This is a genomic window from Streptomyces violaceusniger Tu 4113, from assembly GCF_000147815.2.
Lineage (GTDB): Bacteria > Actinomycetota > Actinomycetes > Streptomycetales > Streptomycetaceae > Streptomyces > Streptomyces violaceusniger_A.
Genome location: NC_015957.1, coordinates 6,837,531 through 6,854,328 on the forward strand (window position 1 = coordinate 6,837,531; position 16,798 = coordinate 6,854,328).

The following is a 16,798-nucleotide window of genomic DNA, read 5'->3' on the forward strand; positions in this document are numbered from 1 at the left end:
CACTTTGCAAAGCCCGTTGACAAAAAGCTCTGGCCGGCCATCCGGTCACCGCCTCGTGGGCGCGGGACGGCCCGCCAGCCGTGGTGTGAACGTGGCGTGGAAGATGGTCGACGCGGCGCCGACGGCGGCGGCCTCGCGGCTGAGCACGGACCGCTCGACATCGACCCGGCGCAACCGTCTGGCGGTCGGGAAGTCGTTGACGATACGGGAGATCTCGGCCGTGTAGAGGTCGGCGACCCCGTCGGTGAAGAACGGCCCGCCGAGCACGACCAGGTCGATGTCCAGCAGGTCCACCAGGGACAGGGCGCCCCTGCCGATCGCCCCGGCGACCTGGCGCACGGCCTTCTCGGCGACCGGGTCGCCGGCCCCGGCCGCCGCGCTCACCACCCGGTGGGCCTCTCGCGGGTCGTGCGCGGCGCGCGGGCCGAGGACCATGCCGAGCCGGGCGGCCGTCTCCGGGATGGACACCGGCGGATTGCATTCGGGCAGGATCTCCGGTCTGCCGTCCGCGTCGACCCGTTCCAGGGCGACGGCGCACAACTGGCCGAACTCCCCCGCGTTGGCGCTGACTCCGCGGTGGATGTCGCCGCCCAGGAACAGCCCGGCGCCGACCCCCGTACCGAGGTACAGATACACGAAGTCGCGGGCGCGCCGGTCGCGCCCGATCCACCGCTCCCCGATGGCCGCGGCCGAGGAGTCCTTCTCCATGACGATGGGGCAGGGGAAGCGGTCCTTGAGCATGTACAGCAGCGGCACATCCCGCCACACCGACAGCAGCGGCGGGTCGAGGACGGTGCCGGAGGCCACGTCGACGGGGCCGGGGGTGGCCACGCCGATGCCGAGGAATCCCCCGGGCCGCACCGCGCCGCCGGCGGCGGACAGGACCCCGCGGCCCAGCCGGGCGATATGGTCGACGAGCTGGTCCGGGCTGGCGGTCTGCGCGACGGGTTCCGTACGGCTGCGCACGATGGCGCCGTCGAGGTCGACCACGACCGCCGTCAGCACCTCGGGGTCGACATGGATGCCCAGCGCGTGCCCGGCGTCACCGCGCAGCCGCACCGGGGTGCGCGGCTTGCCGGAGGTGGCCTGCCGCCGGTCGTCCTCGACCAGGATGCCGCGGTGCAGCAGCGAGCGGGAGATCCGGGAGACCGACTGCTGGGTGAGGCCGGTGCGGTGCGAGATCTCGCCGCGGGTGATGGTCCCGGCCAGCCGTACCGCCTCGATGACCACGCACTCGTTGAAGGAGCCGAGGTCGATCTGGTTCGCGCCGCCCCAGGACTCCCGGCGCTGCTCGCCACCGCCCCGGGAGGCCGCGGCGAAGTGGGTGGCGATGGGTTCCCGGAGCCAGCGCACGGGCTGCCGCTCGCGGGCCGTGGCGGGCCGGTCCGCGTAGCGCGTGAGGGCGGCGGCCAGGTCGAGGTAGACGCGGTGCGAGGACTCCGGGTGCCGGGTGCAGTCCAGGCCGACCATGGCCCGCAGGAAGGTGCGCCAGGTGGTGCGCACCGGAAGGGCGTGGTGGACCACCCCGCCCCGGGCCCACCGCTGGGCCGACGGCCCGCCCTCCCCCGTGTCCCACAGGGTGATGGCGTGCAGGGAGGCGCCCGGGTGGCGGCGCCGGGCCTCGGCCAGGTATCCGGCCGGCCGGTCCTGGCCACGCCGCTCCCCCGGCACCGGGGACGGCGGGACCTTCAGCGCGGCCTCCACCGCCGCGTCGACCGCGGCGATGACATCGGCACCGGGGGAGGCGCCCGGCGAGGCGGCGTGGTGTTGCTCGGGGGCGGCCGGGCGGGTGCCGACGAGCAGCAGCGCCCGGTGGGTGTCCAGATACAGGCCGAGCACCCACACCTCGGCCTGCGGGAGCGGGGGGCGGGTGGGCACGGCGGGGACGGTGGCGTTGCCGGGCGTGACCCGCCAGCGCTGGCGGATCGCGGCGACGGCCGCGTGGCTGTAGCCGAGTTCGCGGGCGACCGCGCGGGAGGCCCCGCTGCCGTCGGGCGCCAGCACCGTACGGGTGATGACCTCGGCCTCGTCGATGATGCTGGGCCGCCCGGGCCGTGGACGCTCCCGCAGGCCCGCCACACCGGAGGCGTCGAAGCGCTGCCGCCAATTTCCCACCGTCTGCCGGGAGACCTCGAGCCGCCGGGCGATCTCGGCGTTGCGCAGCCCCTGGGCGGCGAGCAGGACGACGGCGGCGCGGACGGCGCGCGAACCGCCCTCCGCCACCCAGTGCCGCAGCAGCCTGCGGTCCTCCTCGGGCAGTCCCGGGGCGTCCTGGTACGGCGGGTTCACGACGCCCCGCGCGCCAGCCGGAGGGTCAGGATCTGGAACGGGCGCAAGGTCAGGTCCAACACGCCCTGAGTGTGCGCCAGTTCGGCCGTGGGGTGCTCCAGGAGGTCGGTGACCTGGACGCGGTCGACGGCGAATCCGGCGGCCAGGGTGGTGCGGACCCGGCCGCCTCGCGACTCGTAGAGCCGGACCACGACGTCGCCGGAGCGGTCGTCGGCGAGCTTGACCGCCTCCACCACGACGCCCGGATCGCCCACCGCGACCAGCGGCGGTCCGGTGAGCCGCGGCGCGGCGGGGCGCAGCGGGAGGCTGAAGGCGTATCCCGCGGCCACGGCGTCGCCGAGGTCGGCGCCGGGGTACAGCGCGTAGCGGAAGCGGTGCCGCCCCCGGTCGGCATGGGGGTCGGGGCTGTGCGGGCCGCGCAGCAGGGTGAGCCGGAGGGTCGTGGTCGTTCCGCCGTCCTCGCGGGTGAGGCGGGCGACGTCGTGCCCGTAGGTGGAGTCGGTGAGCAGGGCCGCGCCCCAGCCGTGTTCGCCGATGTGGACCCAGCGGTGCGCCCACGCCTCGAAGCGGGCGGCGTCCCAGCTCGTGTTCTCGTGGGTGGGCCGCTCGACATGGCCGAACTGGATCTCGGACGCGACGCGTTCGGCATGCACGTCCAGCGGCCAGGCGGCCTTGAGGACGGTGTCCTCCTCCCGCCAGTCGATGTCCGTGTCGACCTCCAGGATCCGGCTGTCCGCGGCCAGGCTGAGGCGCTGCACGACGACGGACCGGCCGGTGGTGCGCTCCACGCGGACACAGGCCAGCAGCGGGCCCTCGTCGTCGAGCCGGACGGCGGTCGCGGTGTCCAGGTCGCGGTGGACGTTGCGGTACTGGGCGTCCAGGTTCCAGGCGCTCCAGCGCACCGGATCGTCGGGGTGGAGCTGCAGCAGGTTCCCGGCGCCACCGGGCGCGATGGCCTCCCTGCGGCGGTCGTGGTCGTACGCGGACCTGACCAGCCCGTCGCCGTCGATATGGACCGTCAGCGCGCCGTTGTCCAGGACATATCCGCCCGCGTCGGCGGGACGGGCGGTGACCCGCGCCTGGTGGGCGGTGCCGGTGCCGAGGACGGCGGCGCCGAGCGCGGGGGCCTGGGCGAGTACGGCGTACCGGCCGTCGGACAGCTTCTGCACCGGGCCGCCGGCGGCGGGCGGCGCATCCAGGCGGACCACCTCGCGCCGCGCGTGGGGAGCGGCGTTGAGGACGGCGAGTGGTTCCGTGGTGTCCGGGGTGCCCGCGGCGCGGGCCACGATGCGCTCCAGGCCGCGGTGGACGGCGCGGTAGGTCTGCTCGGCCTGCTGGTGGACCCAGGAGATGGAGGTGCCGGGCAGGATGCCGTGGAACTGGTGCAGCAGCACCTGCTTCCACAGCGCGTCGAGCGTCTCGTACGGATAGGGCTCGCCGGTGCGCACGGCGGCAGTCGCCGCCCACAGCTCGGCCTCGCGCAACAGGGCCTCGCTGCGCCGGTTGCCGCGCTTGGTGCGGGCCTGGCTGGTGTAGGTGCCGCGGTGGGTCTCCAGATACAGCTCGCCGCGCCACACGGGCGCGTCGGGGTACTCCTCGCGGGCCTCACGGAAGAAGTCCGACGGCGACTGGACGCTGACCCGCGGGGAGCCTTCGAGATCGGCCAGGCGCCGGGCCTTCTCCAGCATCTCGCGGGTCGGCCCGCCCCCGCCGTCGCCGTAGCCGAAGGGGGCCAGGGAGCGGGTGCCCGCGCCCTTCTCGGCGTACGTGGCGACGGCGTGGGCCAGCTCGGCGCCGGACAGCGTGGCGTTGCAGGTGTCCACGGGCGGGAAATGGGTGAAGATCCGGGTGCCGTCGATCCCCTCCCACCAGAAGGTGTGGTGGGGCAGCTTGTTGGTCTCGTTCCAGGACAGCTTCTGGGTGAGGAACCAGCGGGCGCCCGCGAGCGCGGCGAGCTGCGGGTAGGCGGCGGTGTAGCCGAAGGAGTCGGGCAGCCAGACGCCGTCGGTCTCCACGCCGAGCTCCTGGGCGAAGAAGCGGCGGCCGTGGACGAGCTGGCGCGCCAGGGCCTCTCCGCCGGGCAGATTGCCGTCGGCCTCGACCCACATGCCGCCGACCGGCGCCCAGTTGCCGTCGGCCACCGCCTTCTTGATCCGCTCGAAGACGTACGGCTGGTGGTCACGCATCCAGGCGTAACTCTGGGCGGAGGAGCAGGCGAAGACCAGCTCCGGGTACTCCTCGGCCAGCCCGGCCATGGTGGAGAACGTCCGGGCGCATTTGCGCACGGTCTCGCGCAGCGGCCACAGCCAGGCGGAGTCGATATGGGCGTGTCCCACGGCGGCGACGGTGTGCGCGGTGTCGTGGGCGCGCCGGTCCAGGACCGGGCGCAGGATCGCGCGGGCCGCCGTGGCGCCCGCGGCGACGCGGCGCGGGGGCACGCTGTCCACGGCCCGCTGGAGCGCGCGCAGGATCTCGTGGCGGCGCGGCAGTCCGAGGGGCAGTTCGCGCATCAGCTCGTCCAGCACCTCCATGTCGTGGATGAGCTGCCAGACGTCCTCCTCGCGGACCACGAGGTCGGCACGGCGCAACTGGTACAGGTCCTCCTCGCCCGCGGTGAGCCGGTGGCCGTAGTGGGTGCCGATGCCCGCGCTGCCGACGATGGGCGGATTGGCGGCGGCCTCCACGAGCAGGCACACGCTCTCACCGCCGATGGCGCGGGGGGTCAGCGGCACCGAGCGGTTGTGGGGGTGCAGGCCCTGCAGCGGGGTGCCGTCGGCGTCGTGGACCAGGCCCTCGGCCTGGCCTCCGGGGCCGCGGGAGAGATCGAAGCCGAGGTCGAACAGTGCCTCCACCCGGCGGCCCGCCCACCGTTCGGGGACCGTGGCGGTGGCGCGGAACCAGGTGGTCGACCACGGGCCGCCCCAGCTTCCACCGGTGACGAACGGCCGGTACTCGGCGCGCAGCGCGTCCGCCACCGGCACCGGCTCCCCCGGGAGGTGCCAGGCGGCGACCTCCAGCGGGACGCGGTCGCCGTACAGCGCCGGGCGCAGGCGCTCGGCGATGAACTTCGCGATGCGCTCTTCCACGGCGTGGCGGTCGTCGTGCATCGTCGGCCCTTCCTCCTGCCTGCCCCCGGGAAAGTGCGCGTGACGCCTATGTAAAACCATGTGTGTTATCACGTCAACGCTTCGGCCCAATTACCGTCCCGCTAGCCTGAACTGCGCCTCTGACCTGCGGATTTACCCGGCAAAAGCAGCGATTCGACGCCCTGTCAGGAGGAAAATAAGCGGCCTGGCATCGACTGTGTCAGATAAGAGAATTGACACCGGGCACAGAAATGCGGCGGGGAGGAGTCGGCGTTCTCCTCCCCGCCGCGTGGGCCGTCCGGCGGTTCCCCTCGGGACCTCCGGCGCGACCCAGCTCGGTCCCGGCTCAGCCGGTGGTGAAGGTGAAGTCGTCCAGATCGAAGAGGTTCCCCTGGCCGGTGACGCCCTTGAAGACGAAGTAGAGCGTCGTCGTCCCGGAGGGGGCGCCGGCGAGCGTGGCGCTCACGTCCTGGAAGTTCTCCCAGCCGCCGGTGGCGGGCACGGTCGCGGTTCCCAGCAGCGTCCCGGTGGGGCTGCCCGCGCGGACCTCGATGGTGCCGCCGGGTCCGCCGGAGGAGACGCGGGCCGTCAGCTTGGTGGCGTTGTTCAGGAGGTACGGCTTGAAGGAGATCCAGTCGCCGTTGTCGGTGAAGCCGACCGTCTTGCCACCGTGTGCGGTGGAGTGGCTCGCCTGCTCGATGCCCTGGAACGCGGTGTAGTGCTCGGCCTGGCGGTGCTTGGGCTGAGCGACATGCTGGGTGTGGGTGGTCAGCGCGGGCTGGCCGCCCGCTCCCTTGTCGGTGTATTCGGCGTCGAAGACCCCGAAGATATTGGCGTTCTCGTCGTGTTCGCCGTCCGCCAGCGTCTGCAGGGTGCCCTCACAGCCGGTGGCCGAGGTGATGGGGTGGGCGTGGCTGTCGTGCCCGAGCAGGTGGGTGATCTTCACCTTGGCGCAGTCGATGGTGCCGTCCTCCGGGTCGCTGACCTTGATACGGAAGGGCACCTTGTCGCCGAAGGTGAACAACTGGCCGTCGCCCGGCAGTTCCAGGGTGACCGTCGGCGCGGTGTTGCCGACGGTGATGTGGACGCTCGCCGTGCCGGTCAGGCCGCCGGGGTCCCGGGCGGTCAGGGTGGCGGTGTAGGTGCCGTTGGCGGTGTAGGTGTGCGCCGGGTTGGCCTCGGTGGACTTCCCGCCGTCGCCGAAGTCCCAGCTATAGCTGATGGCGTCGCCGTCGGGATCGATGCTGCCGGACGAGGAGAACTTCACTTGGAGCGGGGCCTTGCCCGAGGTCTTGTCGCCCGCCGCCTGGGCGACCGGTGCCCGGCCTCCGACGACGTTCTCGATGCGGTACAGCGCCGAGTTGGCGTCGCCCGCGCCCCATCCGGTGCCGTAGTCCAGGACGTACAGCGCGCCGTCCGGGCCGAAGGCCATGTCCATCACCTGGGTACCGGTCCAGGGGAAGGCGTTGATGGAGCCGACCGTGCCGTCCGCGCCCTGGTCGATCCGCTTGATCCACTTGCGGCCGAACTCCCCCGCGAAGAAGTCGCCGTCGTACTCCTGCGGGAACTTCACCGGCGAGTTGAGGTTGGCGTCATAGCGGTAGACCGGTCCGGCCATCGGGGATTCCGAGCCGGAGCCGAACTCGGGCACCGACCCGCCGTCGTAGGGAATCCAGGCAGCCTGGGCCGGGGGCAGGTCGGTGAGGCCGGTGTTGTTCGGCGAGGCGTTCTTCGGCGCGGCGCAGTTGAAGGCCGAGCCGGAGGTGCCGGTGGCGAAGTCGTAGTCGATGTACGGCTGGTTCTTGCCGACGCAGTAGGGCCAGCCGAAGTTGCCCGCCTTGGTGACCCGGGCGAACTCCACCATGCCCTGCGGACCGCGGGTGGAGCTGGCGTTGCCCGCGTCGGGCCCGTAGTCGCCCACGTAGACCACGCCGGTGGGCTTGTCGACGCTCATCCGGAACGGGTTGCGGAATCCCATCGCGTAGATCTCGGGGCGGGCCTTGGCGGTGCCGGGGGCGAAGAGGTTGCCCGCCGGGATGTCGTACGAGCCGTCGGCCTTGACCTTGATGCGCAGGATCTTGCCGCGCAGGTCGTTGGTGTTCCCCGCGCTGCGCTGGGCGTCGAAGGCCGGGTTGCGGCTCGCCCGCTCGTCGATGGGTGTGTAGCCGTCGGAGGCGAAGGGGTTGGAGTCGTCACCGGTCGACAGATACAGATTGCCCTGTGCGTCGAAGTCGATGTCGCCGCCGACGTGGCAGCACATGCCACGGGAGGTCTTGACCTCCAGCACGGTCTTCTCGCTGGCCCGGTCCAGGGTGCCGTCGGTCTTGAGCACGAAGCGGGAGAGCCGGTTGACGCCGTCGAACTTGGTGAAGTCCGCGGCCGTGCCGTTCTCCGGGGCGTCACCGCCCGGGGTGTTCAGCGGCGGCGCGTAGTAGAGGTAGATGAAGCGGTTGGCGCTGAAGCCCGGGTCGACCCCGACGCCCTGCAGCCCCTCCTCGTCATGGCTGTACACCGGCAGGGTGCCGGCGACCTTGGTGGTGCCTGCCGCGTCGGTGAGCCGCAGGGTGCCATCACGCGAGGTGTGCAGCACCGAGCGGTCGGGCAACACGGCCAGCGACATCGGCTCACCCGTCTCGGCCACCCCCTTGGCGAGGGTGACCTGCTGGAACACGGGGGCGGCGGGGGCGGCGGCCGTCCGGTCGGGGTCGGGCCCCGCGTCCGCCGCCGGGGCGGTGAGCGTCAGAGTGGCTCCGGTGAGCAGTGTTCCGGCGAACAGCGCGAGGGATCTGCGCAGTCCGTGGCGTTTCCTGTGCACGAAGGTCCTCCGTATGGAGTGGGGATACTCGCGGAAGTGCTGAGCACAGGCGCGCGCCGTCGCGCCGCGGTACGGGCCTTCGGCAGGGTGGAGGGGACCCTTGTGCCCGTACTCGACACCGCCCTAGCCGTGGCCCGCCGACGCGGACAGCTCGCCCACGAAGGGCACGGGCTCGGGACGGGAACATGTGGTGCCGACCGGGAGCGAGGTCCGCTCCCGGGCGGCGTCGAGCAGGGTGAGCATGACGTCCAGGACATGCCGGGCGAGCTCGGCGGAGGCCCGGTGCGGGCGGCCCGCCTCCAGCGCCGGCGCCAGGTCGGCCAGGCCGTATCCCCGGGCGGAACCCGCGTATCCGGCCGACGGCGCCGGCGGCTCCCAGGCGCCACCGCGCCAGAGCTCCACCGGACCGTCGAACGTGTGGGGATCCGGCACCGACAACGAGCCCTCGCTGCTGTGCACTTCGATGCGCGGCAGCCGGGCCGCGTGCACATCGAAGCTCATCAGCAGGGTGGTGAGCGCGCCGCCCCGATGCTCCAGGACGCCGGTGATATGGGTGTCCACCTCGACGGCGAAGCGCTCGCCCGCGCGTGGCCCGCTGCCGATCTCCCGCTGGCCGCGCGGCCGGGACGCCGCTCCGGTGACCCGGACCACCGGGCCCAGCAGGTGCACCAGGGCGGACAGATAGTACGGGCCCATGTCCAGCAGCGGCCCGCCGCCGGGCCGGTAGTAGAACTCCGGGTCCGGGTGCCACGCCTCGTGCCCGGCGGTGGTCATGAAGGCGGTGGCCGCGACCGGTGTGCCGATGAGCCCGTCGTCCACGGTCTTGCGCGCGGTCTGGGTGCCCGGGCCGAGCACCATGTCCGGGGCGCAGCCGACCCGCAGTCCGGTTCGCTGTGCCGCGCCCATGATGGCGTCGGCCTCCTCGCGGGTGCCGGACAGCGGCTTCTCGCCGTACACATGCCTGCCCGCGGCGAGCGCGGCCGGCGCCACTTCGGCGTGCGCCGCCGGGATGGTCAGGTTCCGTACGGCATCGACGTCCTCGCGCGCCACCAGCTCATCGGCCGACGTGGCGACGGCGACGCACTGCGCGCTGTGGGCGGCGGACTTGGCGCTCTTGGCGGCGGACTCGGCGCCACGGGCAGCGGCCTCGGCGCTCTTCGCGGCGGCCTCGGCACGGGTCCGGTTCACGTCGGTCACGGCGGTCAGGCGCAGTCCCGGCAGGCGCGGCAGCGTGTCCAGATAGGCCCGGCTGATCTTTGCCGCCCCGACCAGCCCTATCCTCAGCGGCTCGCCCACACCGGTCCCCTCTCGGTCAGCGCCCGCACCTCGGGCGGGGTGGCGCTCGTCGCGTTCGGTCTCACGGCCTCTGCACGCTCCCATCGGTGGTCCGCAGCAGGGCCCAGCGGTCGTGGGCCAGGGGCTCGGGCGCCGGATACCGGCGCGCGGCGCTCTCGTCGAAGTCGACTCCGAGCCCCGGGGCCTCCCGGGGCTCCATCGCCCCCAGACGCGGCACGATCGTCCCGGGGAAGACCTCCAGAACCGCCTCGCGGAAGGTCGCCGCCTCCTGGACGCCGAAGGCGGGGCTGGAGATGTCGAGGGCGACGGTGGCCGCCTGCGCGAGCGGGCTGACGTCGCCCGGCCCGTGCGGAGCGAGCCGGACGCCGTGCAGTTCGCAGGCGGCGGCGAGCTTACGGGCCGGGGTGAGGCCGCCGAGCGTGGGGATCCGGATCCGCGCGAAGTCGATCACCGGCCCGGCCAGCAGTGGCAGGAACTGGGTGAGGTCGCTGAACAGCTCGCCCATCGCGAGGGAGACCGGGGACGCGGCGCGCAGCCGCGCGAAGTGCGCGGCGTCCTCCGGGGCGAGCACATCCTCCACGAAGTACAGCCCGGCGTCGGCCACCCGGCGCAGGAACTCCACGGCCTGGCGCGGGTCGAGGCGCTCGTGTGCGTCGTGCAGCAACTCGACGCCGTCGCCGACCAGTTCGCGGGTACGGCGCAGCACCGGGGGCACCGCGCGCAGATAGGCGGCGCTGTCCCATCGGCCGGAGCGGTAGTGGCGGGCCCGCGCCTCCTCGGCGCCGGCGGGCGCGGCGCCGTAGGTGTCGGAGCCGGGGACGGCGGTCTGGACGCGGACGTGCCCGAAGCCCCGTTCGCGCGCGGCGGCGACCTTGTCGGCGAGCTCCTCGGCGTCCCGGCCGTCCACGTGGGTGTAGGCGGCGGCGCGGTGCCGGAAGCGGCCGCCGAGGAGGGCGTACAGCGGGGCACCGAGCCGCTTGGCCTTCAGGTCCCACAGGGCGACGTCGACGCCGCCGAGGGCGTTTCCGGTGATCGAACCGCCGCGCCAGTAGGCGCTGTTGAGGACCAGGCGGTGCAGGTCCTCGATGTCGCCGGGGTCGCGGCCGCGCAGCAGCGGCGCGAGGTAGTCGTCGATCACGCTGCGGACGGCCAGGGTGCGCTGAGGGTCGCTGGCGCATCCGAGGCCGTACAGCCCGGGGTCGTTGGTCTCGATCCGCACGATGAGGTACGGGCAGCCCTGTGGGGCCGTCAGGAACGTGCGTACGGCGGTGATGCGGAGCTTGTCGCCGCGCTCCTCCACCCAGGGGGCCTGGGCGAGCGGGAGGTGCGGCTCATGGGGTGCGGACATGCGCTCCCATTCCGGTATCCGAATGGCAATCGTCCATTCGAACGTAAAGAGGGTTCAGGAGCGGTGTCAATGACCGTACCGGGATACGGTCAGGTCCGGGGCGTGCGGCGGTGTGCGGGGCTCAGTGCTCGCCGAGGCGCTTGAGCAGGGTCCGCAACGAGTGGGCCGCCTCGGTGACATGGGTGGCGATTTCGCTCAGCCGGGCGTCGTCCATCCGGCTGCGCGGCGCCGAGCAGCCGATCGCGTCGCCGCCGCCGTGCCCGGTACCGAGCGGGACCGCCACACAGCGGATGTCCACCGAACTCTCGCCCTCGTCCTCCGCCCAGCCGCGCTTGCGGGCGTCGGCGAGCTGGGCGAGCAGCTCGTCCGGGTCGGTGACGGTGCTCGGAGTCAGCGCCGGCAACGGCCAGTTGAGCCGGCGCTGGATCTCGGCCGCGTCGTACTGGGACAGGATCGCCTTGCCGAGCGCGGTGGCGTGCGCGGGCAGCCGGCGACCGACCGCCGAGTACATCCGCAGGGCATGGCGGGATTCGCGTTTGGCCAGGTAGACGACGTCCGTATCGTCCAGCCGGCCGAGGTGGACGGCCTCGCCGGTCTCCTCGGCGAGCAGGTCGAGCACGGGCCCGGCGATCCCGGCGAGGTCGTCGCTCTCCAGATAGGCGGTCCCGGTCAGCAGCGCCTTGAGACCGAGGCTGTACAGCGTTCCCGACGGGTCCGTCTCCACCCAGCGGCGGGACTCCATGGTGCGCAGTACGGCGTGCAGGCTGCTCTTGGGCACGGCCAGGGTGCTCGCCATGTCGGCGAGTGAGAGCCGGGCGCCCTCGGCACCCAGGAGTTCGAGCACTTCCAGGACGCGCGCCGCGGACTTGACGTCCTCGTGACGCCGGACCCGCGCTGCTCCCGACACCGATTCCACGCCAGCCTCCGCTCCCCGGCCCGGCGCCCCGCTGGCCCCGGTTGCCGACACCTTACGCAGCTTGTCTTGACGCTATATCACGGCAAGCCTATGTTCCGTTACTCCAACGTCATTCGGTCTTCTGAACGCATCGGCATGAGGCAGGGTCTCGTATGCATGCCAGATATCCGCTTTCTCCTCCCTCGGGACGTTTCTCACCGCCACGACGCGCCCGCCTCGCGGCGCTGGGCCTCGCCGCCGTACTGTCGGCCTCGGGCTTGAGCGGCTGCGGCAGCGCGTCGGGGGCGGGTTCCGCGGCCGTGACGATGTGGACGTTCAAGCAGTCGCATCTCCAGCAGCTCTCCGCGCAGAACGTGCCGCAGTACAACAGCCTGATGGCCGGTGCGCTGATCGTGGTGATCCCGGTGATCCTGCTCTTCCTCGCGCTGCAGCGGTACTTCGTGAACGGGCTCGTCGGGGCGGTGAAGGGATGACCCGCGTCCTGGTGACCGGCGCCGCGGGCCACATCGGGCGCCATGTGGTCGAGGATCTTCTGAACCACGGCTACCGCGTGACCGCGACCGACCGGAAGCCCGTCCACGACCCGCGCCTGGAGCGGAGCCTCGCCGGGGACCTGCGCGACCGCGAGCTGGTGCGGGAGGCGCTGCGCGGGATGGAGGCGCTCGTCCACCTCGCGGCGATCCCGCACCCCGACACCCGGGATCCGGCAAGCCAGTTCACCGCCAACTGCCACACCGCCTACCTGACGCTGGACGAGGCCGGGCGCGCCGGAGTGCGCCGTGTGGTGGCCGCCTCCAGCATCGGCGCGCTGGGGCTGGCGTGGTCGACCCACCGGCGCTCACCCGGCTATGTACCGGTCGACGAGTCACACGCCACGCTCGCCGAGGACCCGTACGGACTCTCCAAGCTGGTCCTCGAGCAGGTCGCCGAGGGCACCCACCGGCGCTGGGGCACCGACACCGTGTGTCTGCGCTTCCCCTTCACCGGCACCGGCCCACGGCTGACGCGCCAGCTCGCCGCCGTGCGCGCGGATCCCGGACACCACGCCGGCGACCTGTGGGGGTGGCTGGACACCCGCGACGCCGCCGCGGCGGTACGAGCCGCGCTCGGCGCCGAGGCGCGCGGCAGCCATGTGCTGTACGTGGCGGCCCCCGACACCTCCTCGGACATCCCCACGGCCGACCTGCTCGCCCGCTACCACCCCACCGCCAGGATCGTGGCGCCGCTGTCCCGCTTCGCGGGCCTGTACGACACCTCGCGCTGCACCCGGCTGCTGGGCTTCGCCCCCGCCCACGGCTGGCGTACCGCTGACGCCGTCGCCGAGGGTCCCCACTGCTCCTCCCCCACGGAAGGAACATGAGATGGCACACAGCCCCGGCACCCGTCGCCGGACCTTTCTGACGGCCGCGGCCGCGGGCGCCCTGGGCGCCGGCGCGCTCGCCGTGTCGGGAGGCCGGGCGGCGGCCGCCGCACCCGCCGACGACCCCAGACCCGCCGCCGCGACCCGTCTCGCCCCCTCGCCAAACGTGCACATCTTCTACTACCCCTGGTACGGCAGCCCGGAGGTCAACGGCTCCTGGCGCCACTGGCCACAGGGCGGCCTCACCCCGCCCGACGGGATCGGCTCCGACTTCTACCCGGCGGCCGGGGCCTACGACTCCGGCGACCGCGCCGTGGTCGACCGCCATATGGGGTGGCTGGCCCAGGCCGGAACCGGTGTGCTCGTCACCAGCTGGTGGGGGCAGGGCGGTTACGAGGACCAGCGGGTGCCACTGCTCCTGGACGCGGCGGCCTCGCGCGGGCTGAAGGTGGCCTGGCACATCGAGCCCTACGCCGGGCGCACCGCGCAGTCCGTGGTGGACGACATCGGCTATCTCATCCAGCGGTACGGCGGCCACCCGGCCTTCTACCGGGACGCGGCACACGGCGACCGCGGCGCGTACTACGTCTTCGAGTCCCTGCGGATCGTCGACTGGGCCCCGCTCGACCAAGTGGCCGACCGCGCCATCGTGCTGGCCCAGACCACGGATGTGTCGAAGGTCGCGCACTTCGGCGGCATGTACACCTATGACGCCATCGCCGCCGGCAACAACCCGCAGTGGGCCGGCCCGGCCGCGTACTGCCGCGACCACGGCATGGTCTGGGCACCGTCCATCGGCCCCGGCTACATCGACGACCGCGCCGTGCCCGGGAACACCACGCCCACCCTGGAGCGCGCCGACGGCGCCACCTACGACCTGGAGTGGAACAACGCCCTCTCCCCGGCCAACGGGGGCCCGCCCACCTGGGTCTCGATCACCTCGTTCAACGAGTGGCACGAGGGCAGCCAGATCGAGCCCGCGGCGTCCGCCCCGCCCACCGCGCAGAGCTACCGGACCTACAGCGGGGCGTACGGGAGGACGGGCGCCGCGGCCGAGACGGCGTATCTCGACCGCACCGCCTACTGGGTGGCCCGGTTCGAAGCGGCTCGCCGCCGCTGAGGCGTGGTGTGCCGGGGCCCCGGCCGGGGTCCCGGCGAACCGCGCTAGACGACGGGTTTCGTGGGCCGGTTGGGGGTCAGCGCGATCTGCTTCTTGAGCATCCGGCCCCCGTCTCCGGTGAGGCGGAGGTAGTAGTCCGAGGAACAGGCGGTGCCGTCCTCGTCGAGCGCCCAGATCCCGGAACCGGCAGGGACCATCGACGCGTTCTCGGCCGTCTTGGCTATCTGGTTGCCCTCGTTGTACTCGTCGAACATGGAGATGTAGATGCCTTGCGCGCCCACCCGCACCATGTTGTAGAACTGCCGCCACATGAAGTCGCCGTGTGCGCGCTGCCGCGACTGGGTGTCCCCGGGGAGCACACAGGGCTGGTAGTCGATCCCGTTGGCGTTGCAGTCGGCCTGGTCCGGGGTGTTGACGCCGGAGAAGAAACGGTCGGTGTCGGCGATGTTGCCGATGCGTCCCACCATCCACGGCGAGAGCATGTGGAAGGCGTGGTAGACGCCGATGTAGCCGGGGCGTGAGTCCTCGTTGCCGGACCGCCAGTGGGTGGGGACCCCACCCATCACGTAACAGCCCTGGGCCTTGAACCAGTTGATGACGTCCAGGCAGTCCGCGGCCGACCAGGGCTTGTTGGCCTCGTTGAAGCCGAACCCCCAGATGCCCACCACCGGCTTGCCGTTCTGTCTGGCGTAGGCGGAGGACGACGTATGGGCCTTCATCTTGTCCGTCCAGTCCTGCTTCATCTGGTTCTTCATGTCGAGCCAGCCGGTGGCGTCGTACATGATGTAGAACTTCCGGCCGTACTTCTCCGCCGCCGAGCGGACCTTGGTGGCCATGGCGTCGCGCGTCGGCCCCTCGGGGCTGAAGGGGTTGAAGCGCTGGAGGGCGGCGGTGTCGATGTTGTACTGCTGCATCCAGCGGAAGTGGGTGTCCACGGTCTGCTGGTCGTAGGAGGAGAACAAGGTGGCCGGCTGGCCGTTGTTGAGGTTGCTGTAGTTGGTCCGGTAGCCCTTGGTGTACTCGCGCATATCCGGCCAGCTCTGAATGCCCGTGTTGCCCGGCGACGGCGGCTGGGACATGTTGGCGGCCCAGTGCCACCAGCCGTTGATCGGGGCGCCGTCCCCCGCGCAGGCGAACCAGCCCTGATAGCCGACGGTAACCTTGCCGACGACGTCACCGGGCGGGCTGGCCGCGGTGGCGGTGCCCGTCGTCAGCTGGGCGGCGCCCAGGGCACCGAGCGCCGTGGCGCCGAGCGCGGAACCGATGAGATGGCGGCGTGAAATACCCATGAGGGCCTGCCTTTCCGGCAGTGAGCGGCTTGAGTGGGGGTGCTCGCTGCGGCGGAGCGTAATCACGCGTTCACGATTCCGCAATTTAATGGACGGTTAGCCGAATTCAGGCGGACGCGCATTTCGTCGTTTATGCGCCATTCCCTCATTCGGCGATCAAGGATCGAGGACCGGCGGTCGTCAGTGGCCGCGGGTGCGGGTGCCGCCGTACTGCTCGTCCCTGACCTTCTCCAGCCAGGTGGTCTCGGGGGTGTCGTCGAACGTGCCTTCCCACATCGCCAGGTGCTGCATAAACCGATCCGGCGTGGCGCCGTGCCAGTGCTCCTCGTCGGGCGGGCAGGTCACGGTCTCGCCGGGGTGGGCCTCGAAGACCGTGCCGTCGCGGGTGCCGATCAGGGCGATGCCCTCCACCACGTGCAGGGTCTGGCCCACCGCGTGGCGGTGCCAGGCGGTGTGCGCGCCCGGAGAGAAGCGCACCATGTTGACGCGCATCCGGGAGGGATCCTGGCCGATGCAGATGACGTCGAACCACACATCGCCGGTGAACCAGTCCGCGGGGGCCTTCGTGGTGGGCTGGGGCGTGACGAACTTCAACGGTTTTCCTTCTTCCCGTGACTTTCTTCGGTGTCGCTTCGGTGTCTTTTCCGTGGCGTGGCTTCCAGGCTCGCACCTGCGCGCAGACTCGCGCAGAGGAGGGTTTCCTCCTGGGAGAGAAACATCCTGGGACAAAACTCTCCCCCTCAGCGGGCCACCGGCCGGTGCCACACTGGGAACCATGAGTCCCGACGCACACCTCAACCAACTGGGCGAATTCCTCAAGGCCCGCCGGGCCGAGCTCAGTCCCCGCACCGTCGGACTGCCCGACAGCGCGGGCCCGCGTCGGGTGGCAGGTCTGCGCCGGGAAGAGGTCGCCCAGCTCGCGGCCATCTCCCCCGACTACTACACCCGCTTGGAGCAGGGCCGCATCCACGCCTCCGCACCCGTGCTGGAGGCCCTCGCCCAGGCCCTGCACCTCGACGACGACCAGCGCGGCTATCTCTTCGGACTCGCCGGAAAGGAAATCGCCCGCCCCCGGCGCCGGGCGCGGCAGAAAGTCCAGCCGCAATTGCGGCGGCTGCTGGACGACCTCACCGCCACCCCCGCCGTCGTCATGGGGCGGCGCATGGACGTCATCGCGTGGAATTCCCTCGCCGCCGCACTCATTACCGACTTCGGGCAGGTTCCGGAAAAGCACCGGAACTATTGATCCGAAACGCTTTGGGTTCGGGCTCGTTGACGG

Annotated in this window: 10 protein-coding genes and 2 pseudogenes; 4 read left to right on the top strand and 8 right to left on the bottom strand. The window is 72.1% G+C overall.

All coding sequences use genetic code 11. The annotated features are described in order from the left end of the window. Positions 1–45: 45 nt before the first annotated feature. The 6 genes from STRVI_RS27720 to STRVI_RS27750 form a co-directional block, all read right to left on the bottom strand. The gene (locus tag STRVI_RS27720; protein WP_014058948.1) at positions 46–2,289 is read right to left on the bottom strand and encodes an ROK family protein; all 2,244 of its coding nucleotides are present in this window, start codon (positions 2,287–2,289) and stop codon (positions 46–48) included. Beyond that, positions 2,286–5,396, bottom strand: a complete 3,111-nt coding sequence (locus STRVI_RS27725; RefSeq protein ID WP_014058949.1) for an alpha-mannosidase — start codon at positions 5,394–5,396, stop codon at positions 2,286–2,288. Before STRVI_RS27725 ends, STRVI_RS27720 begins: the two co-directional genes overlap by 4 nt. A gap of 325 nt (positions 5,397–5,721) precedes the next feature. Next, complete coding sequence (locus STRVI_RS27735; RefSeq protein ID WP_014058950.1) at positions 5,722–8,190, bottom strand: PQQ-dependent sugar dehydrogenase; 2,469 nt, start codon at positions 8,188–8,190, stop codon at positions 5,722–5,724. A 123-nt stretch (positions 8,191–8,313) separates the two neighbouring features. Next, complete coding sequence (locus tag STRVI_RS27740) at positions 8,314–9,486, bottom strand: Gfo/Idh/MocA family protein (RefSeq protein ID WP_014058951.1); 1,173 nt, start codon at positions 9,484–9,486, stop codon at positions 8,314–8,316. 61 nt (positions 9,487–9,547) lie between these two features. After that, the gene (locus STRVI_RS55655; RefSeq protein WP_014058952.1) at positions 9,548–10,834 is read right to left on the bottom strand and encodes an enolase C-terminal domain-like protein; all 1,287 of its coding nucleotides are present in this window, start codon (positions 10,832–10,834) and stop codon (positions 9,548–9,550) included. Positions 10,835–10,955: 121 nt separating this feature from the next. Next, positions 10,956–11,750, bottom strand: coding sequence for an IclR family transcriptional regulator (locus STRVI_RS27750; RefSeq protein WP_014058953.1), 795 nt, complete (start codon positions 11,748–11,750; stop codon positions 10,956–10,958). A 299-nt stretch (positions 11,751–12,049) separates the two neighbouring features. On the opposite strand from STRVI_RS27750, the gene STRVI_RS48730 reads away from it, so the two are divergent. Genes STRVI_RS48730 through STRVI_RS27760 form a run of 3 tightly spaced genes read left to right on the top strand, consistent with a single transcriptional unit; the run spans position 12,050 to position 14,230 of the window. Beyond that, the gene (locus tag STRVI_RS48730; protein WP_251982747.1) at positions 12,050–12,223 is read left to right on the top strand and encodes a hypothetical protein; all 174 of its coding nucleotides are present in this window, start codon (positions 12,050–12,052) and stop codon (positions 12,221–12,223) included. After that, positions 12,220–13,110: an NAD-dependent epimerase/dehydratase family protein gene (locus STRVI_RS27755; RefSeq protein ID WP_014058955.1), complete on the top strand. Its 891-nt coding sequence runs from the start codon at positions 12,220–12,222 to the stop codon at positions 13,108–13,110. Before STRVI_RS48730 ends, STRVI_RS27755 begins: the two co-directional genes overlap by 4 nt. 1 nt (position 13,111) lies before the next feature. Then, a complete protein-coding gene (locus STRVI_RS27760) occupies positions 13,112–14,230 on the top strand; it encodes a glycoside hydrolase family 99 protein (RefSeq protein ID WP_014058956.1) in 1,119 nt (372 codons plus the stop codon). 47 nt (positions 14,231–14,277) lie between these two features. Here the strand turns inward: STRVI_RS27760 and STRVI_RS27765 are convergent. After that, positions 14,278–15,519 (bottom strand): annotated as a pseudogene (locus STRVI_RS27765) (glycoside hydrolase family 71/99-like protein); the annotation flags it as partial. Between the two features lie 180 nt (positions 15,520–15,699). Continuing rightward, entirely contained in the window at positions 15,700–16,113 is a 414-nt protein-coding gene (locus tag STRVI_RS27770) for a (R)-mandelonitrile lyase (RefSeq protein ID WP_014058958.1), read from the bottom strand. A 181-nt stretch (positions 16,114–16,294) separates the two neighbouring features. Between STRVI_RS27770 and STRVI_RS56490 the strand changes: the two are divergent. Further along, positions 16,295–16,762: pseudogene (locus STRVI_RS56490) on the top strand (helix-turn-helix domain-containing protein); the annotation flags it as partial. Between the last annotated feature and the right edge of the window lie 36 nt (positions 16,763–16,798).